The sequence below is a fragment of the Fictibacillus tiangongensis genome (assembly GCF_048083785.1).
Lineage (GTDB): Bacteria > Bacillota > Bacilli > Bacillales > Fictibacillaceae > Fictibacillus.
The window spans coordinates 3,715,052-3,731,975 of record NZ_CP182294.1 but is presented as its reverse complement, the minus strand read 5'-3'; the positions used below and the strand labels follow the sequence as shown (position 1 = coordinate 3,731,975).

Genomic DNA, 16,924 nt, shown 5'->3' with positions numbered 1-16,924 from the left:
TATGCTTATCATTCTATTACCATTCACTTCAAAAACAAGCTTTCACCTCTTACTTTTCTTCAGTTAAAAAGTCACGTGGAAGTATCAAAAAACTCTCTCAAAAGTTAAGAACACTTTTGAGAGAGTTTTTTTAAAAAGTTATAAATTATTGGGCTTTGGTTGGAAAGCTACTTTCATTAGCTGATGGTAGAGATGCAGCTAGTTCAATCAAGTCTTCCTCGTTTAGATTTCCGGATAAAAGGATCACAGATTCTGAGTCGAAATAGTAAACATAGCTATTTTTTTCCTTCGTATGAACATATAACTCTTTGTCACCAACAGTCTTCTTTTGGGCTTGTTGATCTTGGAAGGTAAATCGATCGTGCTTAGCAATCGTTACAATCTTTTCTTTATTAGCAAATGTCCAAAGTTTAGGATTGTTATCGGTATATTTTGCAACAACGAATTCATTAAAAGGAAGGTTTAATTTCTCTTTGTTTTTAAAATATTCACCGTCTAAGACATCCAATGTGACGATGTTTTGTATATTCCATCGTCCGTCTATGTTCTTATAATCAAATACAACGAAATTCCGATCATATTTTTGCGTGTTTAAAATAACTAGGCTATTGTCACCCAATCGAACTTCATTTACAAGTGACGACTGGGAAGGTAGTAGCTTCTTTTTATTTGTATAAACAAACTCATATTGATGAACAGCTGCCTGAGATGCACTTATTTTTTGCTCGGGTGCATCAATTAGATTAACCATTTCAACTTCAGCTTTGTTGTTCTTCTTTTCATTAGGTGATGGGGAGTTGACGGGTTCTTGGGACGATTGACAGGCACCTAAGACTATAATTAAACAAAGTGAGAGAAAGGTTGTCTTCTTTTTTAACAAAAATTATACTCCTGGAGGAATGGCGCTTTCTCTTGCCACATCCAATTTGTATTTAGGACCCTTTGGTGTTACGGACACCTTAGAAGTCTCGGAACACGATGAAGTTAAGTAATAGTAATCACCTGTCCACTTTTCTTTATACGTCCCATAATCAACCCAGCCCATTTTCTTCGGTTTAATTGGTAAGGAAGAAGATTCTGCCGTTCTCCATGTATATGAACCATTTATCTTAAATCCGACCGTTGATTGAACAGGTCCCCATGTAAAGTCTCCAGATGCGCTCACCTCTCCACCAATGGTTTTATCTGTAGAGAGCTGTGAAACCTTTGTAACGGTTGAACTTGTTTTGTTTGCAAATCGTGAGCCAGACTTTCCGTTTTCGAAAGCACCGCTAATTTTTCTAGCATCGTATTCATATCCAGGGATACATTTGTTTCCTAAAGTTCCAATACTTTTTGCTTGAGCCTTTTCTTTGGCGCTTAGCTGAGTAGATGCAGGTGGAGTAGGTTCAGCAGGATCATAAGGAAGGTCATATACTTCTTCCACACTCAAAAGATTTGCTAAATCTTCTTGAGGAATTTCAATCTTTTTACCATCAACATAATAGTAAGCTGCAACTGCATCCCCTTCGACTTCTGCTAAGTTATCAGAAGTGCTAGCGTTTGCTTGCGGAACTTGATAAGAAAACGCGATGGATAAAATGGCTGCAGACGATAAGACTTTTAATGCTTGGAATCTTTTTTTCATAGTGCCTTCTCCTTTTTTATTGATTATTCATACAATTTCAACTCTACCATATAGATGTCATAGTAACTTTGGGAAAATAGGTATGAATTTAGGGAAATAAGAGAATGGGAAGAGATACAATTTTCCCAATAAAAAACTTTTCTGCGATAGTATAGATAAATAGGCATGTTGAAAAGGATAATTTATGTAAAAATAAGACACAAAAAGTGAAATTCAGGGAACTTTCAAGTAAAATCAGCGTATATAAAATTAAAGAGATAGTATCACTTATTATAATAGAGGGATTTATATGACTAAAAAGAAGATGGCAAAGGTCATCTTATGGGGAATTTTATTATCATTGCCATTATGGCTGATTACCATATTAATTGTGGTTACCATATGGATTATATTTTAAGGAAGAAAGCACGAAGACGGTTAAGTTCACGTGCTTTCTTTTTTGTGTGGAAAAGAAGTTAACGACTCATAGAAACGTTATTTTGACTCATAGCATGCGTGTTTTGACCCATAGAAAATGGTAAGACCCATAGAACTAGGCTTATGAGAGATTTTCATTGAATAGGGAGAGAGTTATGGTGAGGATGCAAGATGTTTTTAAGCATATAGTGAAGGAAACGATAGCTCCTTCATTAAAAAAGCTTTGTTTTAAAAAGAAAGGAAATAACTTTGCACGTACATTTCCAGGGTTCTCGTGGACAATCAATGTTCAATCCTCTAGTTGGAATACAAGAGAGGATGTAGCGTTTACAATTAATAGGGGTATATCAATTGAATGCTTATATGGAACGTACTATAAGGATGAGCCGCCAAAATTTCCGTTAGAAGTGGATGCTGTGATGAGGCTACGAATATCCGAGCGCAAAAGTACAACGGATCAACACGAAGATAGTTGGTACAAGCTAACTCCAGCTACTAATTTAGAAGATCTAATTGAACAAGTTAAAGGTGACATAGAGAGAGTAATCATCCCACATTTTCAACAGCTTCAAAGTATTCAGGATATTATAATTGGCTTGGAGAAAAGAGAAGCACAAGGATATCATGAGAATCCACATGTTCTAGCGGTTCTTTATCATGAATGCGATGATAGAGAGGCCGCAAAAGAACGTTTGAGGAGCGTTTTTGCAGAATGCGAAACTGATGCAGAAAGAGAAGAGACGAAAGATCTTGCAGAACGGTTGGGTTTTGAAATAACTGAATTAAAGAAGCAAGATAGTACTGAAAGGCAATGGCTATGAAACTACTTATATTAGGGGCAACAGGATTTCTAGGGTCTAAACTCTATAATCTAACTTCAAATAACAGAGAATTCAAAGTCATTGGAACATCTCGTTCTCCACATGAAGATCCGGGTATTATTGAAGCTGATGCTATCCAAGAGCATTCCATTGAAAGTGCCGTTGCTGAATTTGAACCTGATGTAATAATCTGGACGCTTATGAGTTTTGAAGACGAGAAGAGAATAATTGATAGAGGTCTCAAACCTCTTCTTTCCACAGTAAAACTACGGACAAAGGTTATTTTTGTCTCTACAGATGCTGTTTTTGTAGGCGGGGATGGTGGTTACAAAGAAACAGATGCTATCGGAAAGCTACCTGAAGAAGCTCCTTTAGCTGAGTATATAAACGGAAAGGTCGCGGGAGAAAAATTAATTCGAAAGAAACATTCAAATTACATTATCATTCGGACAGGTCCTTTATACAGCGATGCGAGCGATTCCATCATTGAAAAACGGACACTAAAAATGATTGAAAGTATAAGAAAGTCTAAGTCGATTGATGCAGCATCTAACGTATATAGAACGTTTGTAAATGTGGATGATTTAGCGAATGCAATCCTTGAGTTATGCATGGTGAACTTCAGGGGTACGTTGCATGTGGGACCAACTCAAAAAGAAAGTTACTATACCTTCTACATGAAAAGGTTTAAACAACTGGGGTGGAGCACGGAAACACTTGTACCTTCAACAATTAATGATTCATACCTATCCCTTGATACGTCACTCAATATTCAAAAAGCCCACCAATTGCTTCGTACAAAATTTCGCACACTGTATTAAACAAATGTTTAAGAATACAAAAAAGGATATTCTATAATACATCTAGAGAGGGAAATAACGATGTTCTTCAAGCACAACGAAAAAATTAAAAAGAGGAATGTTAATATTGCTTGTTGGTGTACCTTTACCGTATGGGCAGTGTTGCTGTTAATTAATTCGTACTTTGAATTTTTTCTAGATAAAGAGCTTATTACGCATTCATTTACTATATTAAATGTTGGTCTAGTCGTATTTTTTGTAGTTGAAGCGTTTTTAAATATCTATGATAGAAAGTCGGAAAAATCCCGAAACTTATGAGAAAGATCCCTGCTAAACATATTCATTCTCTTAGCATTTATACTCGCTATGGGTTATAACACCTATGTCAAAACGACTTTTTCCCTTGTGGTTGTGTTGGTTATTGCAGCTATTGGGATTATCTACAGAATTTATAGCGCGAAAAATAAGAAAGAAACAAATAATCATATAAATAATACATAATGAAAGAGCCAACCCAGAGGGAAAGGCTCTTTTATCTATTGTGAGTAGTTAAATAGTATATAAATTACTATGGATATATTTTTAGAAAATTAAGAAATAAGTATTTCATTTTAAAAAGCAGCTGTTATACTTACCTTAACTGGTAATGACATCATTACTATACGTAACCTCTCTGTACTCAAATTGGAGTGACAATATCATGATTAAAATCTTTGAAGATGAACAAGCCATAACAAACCAAATCGCCAAAGAAATGAAGCAACATCTAGTAAATGAAGAAAACCCCGTATTCTGCTTGGCATCTGGAACAACTCCAGAGAAAAGCTACCGACAGTTTGCTTGGGAAACGAAGAACAATCCAAGGCTTAAAGATTTAAGAATTGTAAGTCTAGACGAATGGGTTGGCATTGAACGAACATCTGAGGGAAGCTGTTATCAGATGCTGAATAAGGATCTGTTTTCTCCGTTGGAACTTCAGGATTCACAGATTGAATTCTTTGACGGAACAGCGTCCAATCTTCATAACGAGTGCCATCGCATTGATAAGTTTATCGAAAATAATCCCATTACGTTTAGCTTGATGGGTGTCGGGATGAATGGGCATATTGGTTTAAATGAACCGGGATGCACTGTATCTAATCACAGTTGTGTTGTCGACCTATCAGAAAAAACAAAGATAGTCGCGCAAAAGTACTTCAACCAACCAACTTCACTAGAAAAGGGAATAACGCTCTGTTTAGGTCAAATTATAAAAAGTAAGCGAGTCATTGTAGTGATGACGGGTGAAAGAAAAGCTCAAATCGCAAAAGAGATCATCATGAACCGGAAAGCTCAACTACCTGCTCAGTTTCTGCTAGGACTTGACCATATTGATTTCTATCTAGATCGAGATGCAGCAATGTGTATTGAAGAAGCACAACTTAACAAAGGAGAATGATTGGTATGAATAAGATGAAAGTATCACTAATCGGGGCAGGCAGCATATCGTTCGCTCTAGGAGCACTTCAAGATCTCGTTTTGTCAGAACGACTGAAAACAGAAGTCCAATTAGAGATTGCGCTCATGGACATCAGTGAAGAAAACGTAAACCGTACACATACATATGCGACAGAAATGTTTCAGGCTTTTGAGAATCCGGCGAAGATTTGGCAGACTACAAATCTGGAAGAAGCTTTGCGTGACTCCCATTTTGTAATCGTTGCCATTGAGAGAGAACGTTACCATTACTGGTCTCAAGATTTTCATATTCCGCGCCGTTATGGCAGCAAGCAGATCTATGGAGAGAATGGTGGGCCAGGATCGATGTTTCATACGCTCCGAAACATGGGTCCGATGCTTGAAATCGCGAAAACGATGGAAAAAGTTTGTCCTGATGCATGGTTCATCAACTATACGAATCCTGAAGCGAAGTTAGTTGAAGCCATCTCAAAACTTACATCAATCAAAGTAGTAGGTTTGTGTCATGGCTTAGACATGGGCATTCATCAGTTAGCAGAGTTTTTGGAGCGGGACGCGAACGAAATTGGAGTAGAAGGTGGAGGGCTAAACCACTTCGGCTTTTTTACAAAAATCTACGATAAAAAGACAGGCGAAAATCTGTATCCACTTTTTGACCAAAAAGAAAAAGAGGCGAATGCCTTAGCGCAATTCGACCATCTTGGGTTGTCGCGAACGATGTATCGCACGTACGGGTATTATCCGTATCCGGGAACAAATCATATTGGTGAATATGTGTCATATGCCGAAGATTTTTACGCAGGACTATCACTACTTTACCGCTACGATCCGATCAGAGAGAAGTTATGGGAAAAGGATTCAAGGGTTCCTGATTTTGTTTACAGTGCAAGTGGTCACGTTCAAGATAAGAAGCTGTTTCCGAAGGACGATTCTTACGAACAGTGGACGGAACAGGCTTATGTCTTTAAAAAGGAAAACGTACAACGAAGTCACGAGTATGCGATTCCCATTATAGAAGCGATCTACTTTGATGACGAGATCGAGCTAAACGCCGTTAACATGCAGAATAATGGTGCGATAAAAGGATTGCCTGACGATATGGTGGTTGAAACACAAGCGATCGTGAACGGAAGTGGAATCTCATTAAAACCGATGACGGTAGAACTGCCAACAGCTATCATCGGAACCATCCATATCCAAGGGACGATTCATAAGCTTTTGATCGAGGCATTTCTAGAAAAATCAAAGACAAAATTACTGCAAGCTATCCTGCTAGATCCGCAAGCACCAACGTATTATCAAGCGTGCGCCATGATTGATGAGATGTGTGAGCTGCAAAAAGAAATCCTGCCAAAATTAGAGTGGAAGTCAGGTGAAGAACTGCAATGAATGTAGAGAACTTACAAGCGTTACTTCAAGAGATGACGTTAAAAGAGAAGATCGGCCAGCTCACTCAGATTACGGGAGAGCATTACGTCGGCAAGGTTGAGGGTGAGATGGTTGAAACGGGTCCTGGTTATTCGGATCAGCTTTTAGAAGAAGACACGTTATACACGATAGGTAGTGTGATCGGTGTTTCGAGTGCGAAGGCAACGAACATGATTCAGTCAGCTTATCTAGAAAAATCGCGACTGAAAATACCACTTCTATTTATGCACGATGCCATTCATGGCTATAAGACAATCTTTCCGATTCCACTGGCGCTTTCTTGTACGTGGGACGAACGGATTTTAGAGAAAGTTGCTGCACATACGGCATCAGAATTACGAGCTGCAGGCATTACGGTGAACTTCTCTCCAATGGTCGACCTTGTACGGGATGCTAGATGGGGAAGAGTAATGGAGTCGTTCGGTGAGGATCATCTGTTATCAGGTAACCTTGGTGGAGCTATGATTAAAGGTTACCAAAAAGATCGTGACGGAAAGATTTCTGGTGATGGAGTAGCCGCCTGTCTTAAACATTTTGCAGCATATGGCGCGGCGGTTGGTGGCAAAGACTATAACACGGTCGATATGTCGATGCGAGAGTTTTTCGAGTATTACGGTAAGCCTTACGAAATCGCGCTCAAAGACAAGCCGAAGTTTGTGATGAGCTCGTTCAACACTTTTAATGGAACACCGGTTACGGCGAGTGAAGAAATGATGAAAGAGATCTTGCGAGATCGCTATCAGTTTGAAGACATTGTGATCTCAGACTGGGGTGCAGTCGCTGAACTGCAAAATCACAGAGTAGCTGCAAATGGAAAAGAAGCGGCAGAGTTAGCGTTAAACGCTGGAATTGATATTGAAATGGTGTCCACACTGTATTTGGAAAACTATCAGGAGATTTTATCGAGAAACCCAAATCTACTAGAAGATATTGATGCGGCGGTTCTTAAGATTTTACAGCTTAAAAATGAGCTTGGTTTATTTGAAAATCCTTATGTAGATGAGAAGAAAGAGAAACAGGTTATCTTAAATGAGGAATCTCTACAATTCTCAAAGGAAGCGGCGAAAAAGAGCTGTGTGTTGTTGAAGAATGAAGAGTTGCTGCCAATCCCAAAAACGGTGAAGAACGTCTTGATCGTTGGACCTTTCGCGAAAACGAAAGAGCTGCTCGGGAACTGGCCGTGCAAAGGAAGCTTTGAAGATGTCATCTCTCTAACAGAAGGACTGCAATCACTCGATGGTGCGTTAAACGTTAAAGCGTATGAAACGTTAGAGGAGTGTCCAGAGAATGAACTGGTTCAGTCTGACTATATCATTGCGGCTGTTGGAGAGCGCTGGGATTTAAGTGGCGAGGGACATAGCAGCGTGCATATTGAGCTCGAGGATAAGCAGCAGGAATTGATCCGGGAGATTAAGCGTTTGAACAAGCCGTATGTTTGCGTTTGTTTCTCCGGAAGACCTTTAGCACTTCAAAATATTATCGATGATATTCCTGCTCTCCTTTGGTGCTGGTATCCGGGAACTCAAGCGGGTAGAGCGATTGCTGAACTTTTAACAGGAAAAGATACACCATCAGGAAAGCTAACGATGTCGTTTCCACGTTATTCATCACAGGTTCCGATTCATTACAACGAATACAGCTCAGGACGCCCGGCGAATGATTCAAGCTATAGCAGTCGTTATCAGGATTGTGAAGTGGGTCCGCTGTTCTCATTTGGTGAGGGACTTACGTATACGAACACAACGTATAGCAATATGAAGATTTCTAACAGTGTTTTAAAGGATGGAGAAGAACTAACCATCTCATTTAGTGTTGAAAATCCAAGTTCTTATGCGTATTCAGAAATCGTCATTTTGTATTTGGAAGACTTAGTGTCAAAGGTCGTGCGTCCAACACGAGAAATGAAGAAATACAAAGTGGTACACGTGCCAGCTCACGAGACGGTACATGTGGAATTTTCATTGAAAGTAGAGGACTTAACCTATTTAAATAATCATTTGCAACCAAGTATTGAACCAGGTGCATTCAACCTTTATATCAATGACTTGAAAAAGCCTGTAGGTACGTTCAATTACGAAGTTGAAACGATAGGGGTGCGAAACAATTGATGAAAGTGATGACGTTTAATATAAGAGTGGATATTCCTGGTCTCAAGGAGAACGCTTGGCGTGATCGGTATAACGGTGTTAGTCAGGTGATTAACGCCGAGTCGCCCGCTATTGTTGGCATGCAAGAAGCGAATGAGTTTATGATCCGTGATGTCATGCAGAATCTATCAAGTTATGACTGGACAGGTGAGCCACGCCGAAATGGTGATGAAGGGACGCCGATCTTTTATCGGAGTGATCTATTTTCTTTACTAGATTCCGATACCTTTTGGCTATCTGAAACGCCGAACGAGGTAGGCAGTATGAGCTGGAATACGAGCTATCCACGTGTGTGTACGTGGGCTGAGTTATCACTTATTGAAGGACCAAATACTAGATTCCGAGTGTTCAACACCCATCTGGATCATATGAGTGAAGAAGCGCGTGTTCAAGGAATCAAGCTCATTGGAGAGACGATTCATAGATTGAACCAGACATCACATCTGCCGTTTCTATTGATTGGAGATTTTAATGATGTTCCTAGCAGTCAGACACTGCAACATTGTGATAAAGAGTTGCAGTTAAAGAATGCGTTTAAGACGATGGGTGGAAATATTGAAGACCGACTAACCTTTCATGATTTTAAAGGAGATGTGCAAGGTGAACCGATAGATTTTATCTTTACTTCTCAAGACGTAATGATCTCTCAATCCAAGATTATTCGAACAAAAATGGAGCACGGTTACCCTTCCGATCATTATCCGGTGACTGTGGAAATAGAGCTAAAATAAGTACAAATATATAAATTTCAGAAAATTAACAAAAATAGATTGTGAGTTAGAGAGGGATGTGGTAATTTAAAATAAAATAAAAACGTTTTTATATTTCTGTGCAGATTCGAGATTTTATACTTCAGAAGATGAGAAAAGAACCGAAAATACGAAAGGGAGGACCAATTAATGACCCTCCCACTATTTTTGAGATCTTTAGAAAACGCTTACATAATAAAATGATAAATAAAAATCACTTTTTTGCACCGAAATAAAAACGTTTTAAGAAGGAAGAATGCAATGAGAAAAGTAACGATAAAAGATGTGGCAAAAGAAGCGGGCGTATCTATCTCGACCGTTTCCAACGCGTTAAACAACGTTGATGTTCTCGTGCCAGCTACAAAAGCACACGTGTTGGAGGTCGCGGAACGATTGAATTATATTCCGAACCTTAACGGAAAGCTCTTGAAAGCTGGCGAAAGTAAGATGCTCGGGTTCTTTACAACAAGTGTCAGTGGTCCATACTTTTATGTATTGGTCGAAGCGATGGCACGTCACTGTGAAAAGTTAGGATATGGATTAAACATCGTGGTCGCAAAAGATAAACGTGTGATCTTAAGCAATATCTTAGGACAGCGTCTTGATGGCGTGATCATATTCGAGGAACTGCTGATTGATGACAAAGATGTATCGGTGATGGAAAAGGCACAAGTTAAAGCTGTCTTTTTAGATCGTGTGTTGCAGAACGAAACAATGGGAAGCGTCATCTTTGATTCTTATACAGCGGGGTATGACGCAGCTAAATATCTAATCAGTTTAGGACATAAGAGGATCGCCTACATCTCAGGTGTTGACACGATGTATGACAGTGTTCAACGTAGAGAAGGTTATCTCGCGGCGCTCAACGAACACAATCTTTCGTTTGATGAAAGCTACATCCTGCAAGGTTTCTTTGAAGAAGAAGGTACATATAACGCCGTAAAATCCTTTATCAAATTGCATCCCGAAAAGTTACCAGATGCTTTTTTAGCAGGTAATGACGTGAGTGCGATTGGTTGTATAAAAGCGCTAAAATCAGAAGGCTATCAGATTCCAGAAGACATTAGCGTAATGGGCTTTGATGATATCAATCTAGCTGAATACTTCTCGCCACCACTAACAACAGTTAAGAACCAAATCGCAAGACAAGGCATCTTAGCGGTAGATCATCTCGTGAAATTGATCCAACAAAAAGAAAAAGGCATGATCCAAAAGCTAAAAGGCGAAATCATCGTCCGACGCTCTAGCAATCTAAAAGTAGAACAACTGGTAGGAAGATAATTTTTTTACCCACTAATAAAAACGTTTTTTTGATGTTTTAATATATTTTTTCTTTTAATACACCGTAGACAAGTTGATTGGAGTGTAGGGTGGGAGACTCCTGCGGGACAAGCTGTCAGGTGAGACACTTAAAGGCGCGAAGCGGCAAGTGGCTCACCGCCTGCCCCGCGGAAAGCGAGCACCTGAAACGGAAATCAACGACTTTCAAAGTTCAACAAAGCGTATTTAAAAATGAGCAAGGGAGTGAGATGAATTGTGAAGGTAACGGTTATGGGGAAGAACAACGTTGAAATAAAAGAAAAAAAGCCACTAGGACCTAGGTTCAAACGGTTTTTCAAAGACTTTAAAAATCAATGGGAACTGCAATCCATGATTATACCAGGTCTCATATTTATGATTATCTTCAGCTACATCCCGATGTATGGTCTTTTGATCGCGTTTAAACAATACACAGCTCTCGACACCTTTTCCACCGCTCCTTGGGTTGGATTAAAGAATTTCCAAATCATCATGACAGACAAGTTCTTCTGGGAAGCGATGGTCAACACGGTAGCCATCAGTTTAATGAAGCTCGCGATTGGATTCATCGCTCCGATTATATTAGCGATCATGATCTATGAGCTGCATGATGGTCCGATCAAACGGTTTATGCAGACGATCTCGTATCTGCCTCACTTTCTATCGTGGATCGTACTAGGCGGAATGTTAATCACTTGGTTTTCAACGACTGGATTATTGAATCAAACGTTGATGGCCGTCGGACTTATGGATAATCCGCAAAACTATTTGCTCGATGCAGGGAAGTATTGGTGGATCGCGACACTTTCTGACATCTGGAAAGAAGTCGGCTGGGGAACGATCTTGTACCTTGCCGTTATGTCGAAGATTGATCCCACTTATTATGAAGCAGCAAAAATTGATGGGGCGAGCCGCTTAAAGCAGATCTGGCACATCACCATTCCATCTATGAAATACATCATCAACCTGAACTTGATTCTCGCGGTGAGTGGTATCTTCGGATCGAACTTTGATCAGACGTTAGTGCTCATGAATACGCAGAATCAGGAGAAAGCAGAAGTACTGAGTACGTACGTGTATCGAATCGGTATGACACAAGGTGATTTCTCTTATGCGACAGCCGTTGGTCTTGGCATGTCGATTGTTTCGCTCATCCTGTTAGTCGGTGCACATAAAGTTACGAAGCGATTAAATGAAGGACAATCCGTACTGTAGAGAGGAGGGCATTCATGGCAGGAAAAGTAGTTAAAGGAGATTTAGATAGCCGGATTTTCAACTTTATCAATATGTCTTTATTGCTAATCTTCACGTTCATCATCATTATTCCGATCTGGAACGTGCTCGTTTCTTCTTTCAGTTCAGGAAGGTCGTTAGCAGAAGGCGGGTTTGTGTTTTGGCCGCAAGAGTTCTCGATGGAAAACTATCGAGCCGTGTTTAGAGACGAAACGATATGGCAGGCATTCTTTATCTCTGTTGCAAAGACAGTCATTGGCGCGAGTACACATGTCCTTTTTTGTGCGATGGTCGCTTATGCCTACAGCAAACAAAATTTAAGAGGTCGAAAGCTTTATTCGGCACTCGGTATCATCACCTTGTTCTTCAGCGGAGGTATGATTCCGACGTATCTACTTATTAAATCACTAGGATTGTTAAACAGCTTTTGGGTGTATATCATTCCGGCATTATTCAGCTTTTTTGATGTCATCATCTTAATGAACTTTTTCAGAAATGTTCCTAAGTCACTAGAGGACTCAGCTAAGATCGATGGAGCTGGCGATTGGAGAATCTTCTGGAGCATCTACCTCCCACTATCAAAACCAGCACTAGCGACGATCGCTCTCTTTAACGGAGTAGGTCAGTGGAATGATTTTATTACAACAAAATTGTATATAACGGATCAAGCACTGTATCCGTTACAGATGAAGATCTATGAAATCATCGTACAGTCTCAAACCAATACGATGCAAAATATCGGCGGCTCAGTCGTCATCGAAACAACCGCAAGAGGCGTTCAACTCGCCACCATCGTTATCACGACCTTACCAATCATCCTAATTTATCCACTCCTGCAAAGACATTTCATCTCAGGAATGATGCTTGGAGCGGTGAAGGAATAGCAGGTTAGAAATTTTTATGCTTAAAAACATCATTGATTTTGATTGGAGTGTAAGGTGCGAGACTCCTGGGGGATCAGTGTGACAGGTGAGACACCTAATGGCGCAAAGCGTCGAGGTGGCTCACCGCACATCCCCCGGAAAGCGAAGCACCTGAAACGGAGATCAAGGACTTCCATAACTACTTTTTGAAAGCGTTAACAGTTTTTTAAACCAAAGGAGGAAGAAAAAATGAAGACCATCAAATCTATGTTTGGCAAAGGCTTAGTGTTGTTGTTAGCGGTGTTTATGGTATTAACAGGCTGTTCCAGTGATTCAGAAACGGAAAGTGCAGGGCTAAAAAAGCCAGATTACAAAGTCGATAAAGAGACACCAGCTTGGAAACTAGATAAGCGAAAAGAAACGACAACATTGACTTGGTACGTAAACGCCGATTGGTGGAATGCTGATTTCGGTAACGACTTCGTTACAAAGCAGATCAAGAAAGACTTAAACATCGATGTAAAATTCATCACGGGTGATGATACGAAATTGAATGCACTATTCTCTGGCGGAGACATCCCAGACATTATTTCCATTTTTGATGCGAATGCTCCAATCGCGAAAAAAGCGAACACATGGGCATTACCATTGAACGAATTAGCAGATACGTATGATCCTTATTTTCATAAGGTAGCAGTAAAAGATACGTTAAAATGGCACGAACTGAAAGACGGAAAAACGTATGGTTATGCTAACTTCTCCAACACACAAGCAGACTACGATAAAGGCGTCATCCCGGCAACAACAGCATTTGTTATTCGTAATGATGTATATGAAGCAATTGGAAAACCGGAGATGAAAACACCAGAACAATTCCAAAGTGCAATGACAAAGATCAAAGAACAATATCCGAAATTGATTCCTTTTGGACCGAGTGAAGCATTTGGTGAAGTGCTGCAAGACTATATCGGCGTTCCGCTTGAAACAAAGGAAGGTAAGTTCTACAACCGTAACTTGGATAAAGATTACTTAACGTGGTTAGAAACGTTTAACGGCGTGTATCAAAAAGGCGGCATCAGTGATGATAGCTTTGCCGACGACAACACAGCGATGGAAGAAAAAATCAAATCAGGTAAATATGCATCCATGCTGATCAGCGGAATTCCACAAAAAGGTGGCGCGCTTCAAAGCTTTAAGACTAACAACCCTGGAAGTGAATACATCGCGGTAGACGGACCGGAAAGCACGGTAGGAAACGCACCAACTCTAAATCAATCAGGGATTACAGGCTGGATGATGAACTATATTACGAAAAAGAGTAAAGACCCAGCAAAAGCAACTCAGTTGTTCACGTACTTGTTGAGCGAGAAAGGGCAAACACTCGTAACATACGGAATTGAAGGCAAAACTTACACAGTAAACGCAGACGGAAAATACGAATACAAGCCAGAAATCAAAGAAATGCGCACGAAGAATCCTGATCAATACAAAAAAGAATACCGTTTCGGGGAGTTCTTCTTCTTCGGACATGATAAATACAACCTGCTGAGCGAGGACTCAACAATTGAAGCAACAAAACAGATGGCAGAATGGGGCAAAGGCAAACTCGTGCCACACTTCGTACTAGAAGGAACGAACCCAGATCAAGGAACTCCAGAAGCACGCTCATTCAGTGCCATCGACACCGAGTGGAAAAAAACAGTCGTAAGCATGGTTCGAGCGAAGAGTGACAAACAGTTCGACAAAGAGCTTAAGAGCTACGAAAAGTTTCTAGACGAAAACAACTGGAATAAGATCACAGAGCTCAAGACAAAGAAAATGGAACAAAACCGTGAGAAGTTGGGGATGAAATAGACATCGAAGACACGGGTAACAATTTGTTCAGAAACAGAAGTTACTATAGTAGTTTTTGATTTAAAGGTTTTTTCTTCACTGACTAGTTGATTGTAGTGAAAGGTGGGAGACTCCTGCGGGACAAGCGGTCAGGTGAGACACTTAGAGGCGCGAAGCGGCAAGTGGCTCACCGCCTGCTCCGCGGAAAGCGGGCACCTGAAACGGAAATCAACCACATTCAAGACAACAAAGCTTAGCCCTAAAAGGGGGAATCAAACATGCAAAAAATCTTTCATATAGAAGGCAAAATCTTCACAACGCTAGCCAGAATTTTCGACCTACTCGTACTAAACGTGCTGTTCATCATGAGCTGCCTGCCCATCATCACGATCGGCGCAGCCCTAACAGCCATGTACACGACAACTTTTAAAATGGTACGAAACGAAGAAACCAGCATAGCCATTGACTTCTGGAACGGATTCAAAAGTAACTTTAAACAAAGCACGACAATCTGGCTAACCCTACTCGCAACAGCGGCTGCTTTTTTGTTCACGGCGCAATTTTTAATGGGAAACGGCTCAGCGATACTCTTCCCACTGCTGTTTGTAGTCACGATCTCGCTGCTATCGTTTTTATACATATTCCCCCTACTTGCTAAGTTTGAGAATCGTAGTTTTCAGATCATAAAAAATGCTATTTTCATAAGCTTTCATTCAATGGCATATTCCATCCTACTCTTTGCGATTACGTTAGCATTTATAGGGCTGGTCCCGATCTTTCTGCCACAATTAATCGTTCTGTGGTTGTTCTTAGGATTCTCTCTATCGGCTTATGTAAAATCGTTTCTATTTGAAAGATTATTTAACAACTATGCTTCCATTAAGGAAGAAAAGGAGATCGCATGAAAAACCTAACCATCTATCAATCTACGGGAGATCATGATCTGTTTGTTCAAAAAGAGATAGAAGAAGTACGTGTGAGCACACCATCTTCTGATTCCACGGTGACCGTCACTGTGAACATAGAAGAAACCTTTCAAGAGATCGACGGATTTGGTGCTTCGTTCACAGATTCTGCGGCTTATCTCATTCATCAAATTTTAGATGAGAACGACCGAACAGATCTTATGGAAAAGCTGTTTCATCCAGAGAAGGGAATCGGACTTTCTGTGCTGCGTAATCCGATGGGGTCTTCCGATTATGCGCGTGAGATGTATAGTTACAACGACCTTCCAGACGGAGAGATGGACTTTTCATTATCACACTTTTCAATCGCACATGACTTAGACGACATCGTTCCCTTGGTACAAAATGCACTGCAGTTAAATCCATCAATCAAACTCATGGCTTCCCCATGGAGTGCACCTGCTTGGATGAAGACAAGCAATTCGATGATTGGCGGCGAACTGAAGGAAGAATGCTACAGCGTGTATGCCGATTACTTCGTAAATTATATAAAAGCGTACGGTGAAGAGGGGCTTCCCATCTATGCAATCACACCGCAAAACGAGCCACTTTTTGTGCCCGGGCATTATCCGGGCATGCTTATGACCGCAGAGCGACAAGCCGATTTTATTAAAAACTACCTGAAACCGCGGTTCATTGAGAACGGATTGGATACGAAAATTCTTTGTTATGACCATAACTGGGACCGTCCTGATTATCCATTGCATGTGATCGATGATGTAGGAGATGCGGTAGATGGCGTCGCGTGGCATTGGTATGGCGGTCGACCGGTTGCTCAGCATCAAGTACATAAAGTCTATCCAGAAAAAGAAGTGCATTTTACAGAAGGATCTGGTGGAGAGTGGATTCCAGCGTTCGAGCCCGCGTTCTCAAACGTCATGCGCACGGGAATTGAGATCATGCGTAACGATTCGAAATCCTTTGTCCTCTGGAACATGGCTTTAGATGAAGAGAACGGTCCCTCTGTTCCAGGCTTCGGTAAGAGTACGTGCCGCGGTGTTGTAACGGTCGAACAAAAAACAAAAAAGTTAATCTATACACTCGATTATTACGCGCTCGCTCACTTTAGCAAGTTTGTTCAACCGCAAGCGGTAAGAATCGGTTCAACCAGTACAGAAGATATCCGAACAGTCGCTTTTAAAAATACAGATGACTCAATCGTGACCGTTCTTTTTAACGATAGTGAGGAAGAACAATCCATTGAGCTTAAGCAGGATAACGATGAGATCATCCACTTTACACTCGGTTCGAAATGCGCGATGACACTACTTACAAATTGATTTT

14 protein-coding genes are annotated in these 16,924 nt (G+C 40.5%); 12 read left to right on the top strand and 2 right to left on the bottom strand.

The window, feature by feature from the left end:
* Positions 1-145: 145 nt before the first annotated feature.
* Positions 146-880: a DUF4367 domain-containing protein gene (locus ACNJYY_RS19605; protein WP_416729780.1), complete on the bottom strand. Its 735-nt coding sequence runs from the start codon at positions 878-880 to the stop codon at positions 146-148.
* A 3-nt stretch (positions 881-883) separates the two neighbouring features.
* Positions 884-1,627, bottom strand: a complete 744-nt coding sequence (locus ACNJYY_RS19600) for a hypothetical protein (RefSeq protein WP_416729779.1) — start codon at positions 1,625-1,627, stop codon at positions 884-886.
* A 572-nt stretch (positions 1,628-2,199) separates the two neighbouring features.
* Here ACNJYY_RS19600 and ACNJYY_RS19595 point away from each other — a divergent pair.
* From ACNJYY_RS19595 to ACNJYY_RS19540, 12 genes are all read left to right on the top strand, one after another.
* Positions 2,200-2,865, top strand: a complete 666-nt coding sequence (locus tag ACNJYY_RS19595; RefSeq protein ID WP_416729778.1) for a DUF4304 domain-containing protein — start codon at positions 2,200-2,202, stop codon at positions 2,863-2,865.
* A complete protein-coding gene (locus tag ACNJYY_RS19590; protein WP_416729777.1) occupies positions 2,862-3,686 on the top strand; it encodes a sugar nucleotide-binding protein in 825 nt (274 codons plus the stop codon). Before ACNJYY_RS19595 ends, ACNJYY_RS19590 begins: the two co-directional genes overlap by 4 nt.
* Positions 3,687-4,365: 679 nt before the next feature.
* The gene (locus ACNJYY_RS19585) at positions 4,366-5,103 is read left to right on the top strand and encodes a 6-phosphogluconolactonase (RefSeq protein ID WP_416729776.1); all 738 of its coding nucleotides are present in this window, start codon (positions 4,366-4,368) and stop codon (positions 5,101-5,103) included.
* A 5-nt stretch (positions 5,104-5,108) separates the two neighbouring features.
* Positions 5,109-6,512 carry an alpha-galactosidase gene (locus ACNJYY_RS19580; RefSeq protein WP_416729775.1) on the top strand — a complete coding sequence of 468 codons (1,404 nt, stop codon included), beginning with the start codon at positions 5,109-5,111 and terminating at the stop codon, positions 6,510-6,512.
* Positions 6,509-8,659, top strand: coding sequence for a glycoside hydrolase family 3 N-terminal domain-containing protein (locus tag ACNJYY_RS19575; protein WP_416729774.1), 2,151 nt, complete (start codon positions 6,509-6,511; stop codon positions 8,657-8,659). The genes ACNJYY_RS19580 and ACNJYY_RS19575 overlap by 4 nt, the downstream gene beginning before the upstream one ends.
* The gene (locus tag ACNJYY_RS19570; protein ID WP_416731914.1) at positions 8,659-9,429 is read left to right on the top strand and encodes an endonuclease/exonuclease/phosphatase family protein; all 771 of its coding nucleotides are present in this window, start codon (positions 8,659-8,661) and stop codon (positions 9,427-9,429) included. Before ACNJYY_RS19575 ends, ACNJYY_RS19570 begins: the two co-directional genes overlap by 1 nt.
* Before the next feature lie 279 nt (positions 9,430-9,708).
* Positions 9,709-10,728 carry a LacI family DNA-binding transcriptional regulator gene (locus tag ACNJYY_RS19565; RefSeq protein ID WP_416729773.1) on the top strand — a complete coding sequence of 340 codons (1,020 nt, stop codon included), beginning with the start codon at positions 9,709-9,711 and terminating at the stop codon, positions 10,726-10,728.
* Positions 10,729-10,998: 270 nt separating this feature from the next.
* Positions 10,999-11,961, top strand: coding sequence for an ABC transporter permease (locus ACNJYY_RS19560; protein WP_197129899.1), 963 nt, complete (start codon positions 10,999-11,001; stop codon positions 11,959-11,961).
* Positions 11,962-11,975: 14 nt separating this feature from the next.
* Positions 11,976-12,863 (top strand): carbohydrate ABC transporter permease, encoded by an 888-nt coding sequence (locus ACNJYY_RS19555; RefSeq protein WP_379676024.1) that lies wholly within the window; start codon positions 11,976-11,978, stop codon positions 12,861-12,863.
* A 228-nt stretch (positions 12,864-13,091) separates the two neighbouring features.
* The gene (locus ACNJYY_RS19550) at positions 13,092-14,696 is read left to right on the top strand and encodes a sugar ABC transporter substrate-binding protein (RefSeq protein ID WP_416729772.1); all 1,605 of its coding nucleotides are present in this window, start codon (positions 13,092-13,094) and stop codon (positions 14,694-14,696) included.
* A 257-nt stretch (positions 14,697-14,953) separates the two neighbouring features.
* On the top strand, positions 14,954-15,580 hold the full coding sequence (locus tag ACNJYY_RS19545) for a YesL family protein (protein WP_416729771.1): 627 nt from the start codon (positions 14,954-14,956) through the stop codon (positions 15,578-15,580).
* Complete coding sequence (locus ACNJYY_RS19540; RefSeq protein WP_416729770.1) at positions 15,577-16,920, top strand: glycoside hydrolase family 30 protein; 1,344 nt, start codon at positions 15,577-15,579, stop codon at positions 16,918-16,920. Before ACNJYY_RS19545 ends, ACNJYY_RS19540 begins: the two co-directional genes overlap by 4 nt.
* Positions 16,921-16,924 lie beyond the last annotated feature (4 nt).

Bases quoted from the DNA above. Each gene is read 5' to 3' on its own strand.
- ACNJYY_RS19600 (WP_416729779.1), bottom strand. From the start codon at position 1,627: ATGAAAAAAAGATTCCAAGCATTAAAAGTCTTATCGTCTGCAGCCATT.
- ACNJYY_RS19595 (WP_416729778.1), top strand. From the start codon at position 2,200: ATGGTGAGGATGCAAGATGTTTTTAAGCATATAGTGAAGGAAACGATA.
- ACNJYY_RS19590 (WP_416729777.1), top strand. From the start codon at position 2,862: ATGAAACTACTTATATTAGGGGCAACAGGATTTCTAGGGTCTAAACTC.
- ACNJYY_RS19585 (WP_416729776.1), top strand. From the start codon at position 4,366: ATGATTAAAATCTTTGAAGATGAACAAGCCATAACAAACCAAATCGCC.
- ACNJYY_RS19580 (WP_416729775.1), top strand. From the start codon at position 5,109: ATGAATAAGATGAAAGTATCACTAATCGGGGCAGGCAGCATATCGTTC.
- ACNJYY_RS19575 (WP_416729774.1), top strand. From the start codon at position 6,509: ATGAATGTAGAGAACTTACAAGCGTTACTTCAAGAGATGACGTTAAAA.
- ACNJYY_RS19570 (WP_416731914.1), top strand. From the start codon at position 8,659: ATGAAAGTGATGACGTTTAATATAAGAGTGGATATTCCTGGTCTCAAG.
- ACNJYY_RS19565 (WP_416729773.1), top strand. From the start codon at position 9,709: ATGAGAAAAGTAACGATAAAAGATGTGGCAAAAGAAGCGGGCGTATCT.
- ACNJYY_RS19560 (WP_197129899.1), top strand. From the start codon at position 10,999: ATGGGGAAGAACAACGTTGAAATAAAAGAAAAAAAGCCACTAGGACCT.
- ACNJYY_RS19555 (WP_379676024.1), top strand. From the start codon at position 11,976: ATGGCAGGAAAAGTAGTTAAAGGAGATTTAGATAGCCGGATTTTCAAC.
- ACNJYY_RS19550 (WP_416729772.1), top strand. From the start codon at position 13,092: ATGAAGACCATCAAATCTATGTTTGGCAAAGGCTTAGTGTTGTTGTTA.
- ACNJYY_RS19545 (WP_416729771.1), top strand. From the start codon at position 14,954: ATGCAAAAAATCTTTCATATAGAAGGCAAAATCTTCACAACGCTAGCC.
- ACNJYY_RS19540 (WP_416729770.1), top strand. From the start codon at position 15,577: ATGAAAAACCTAACCATCTATCAATCTACGGGAGATCATGATCTGTTT.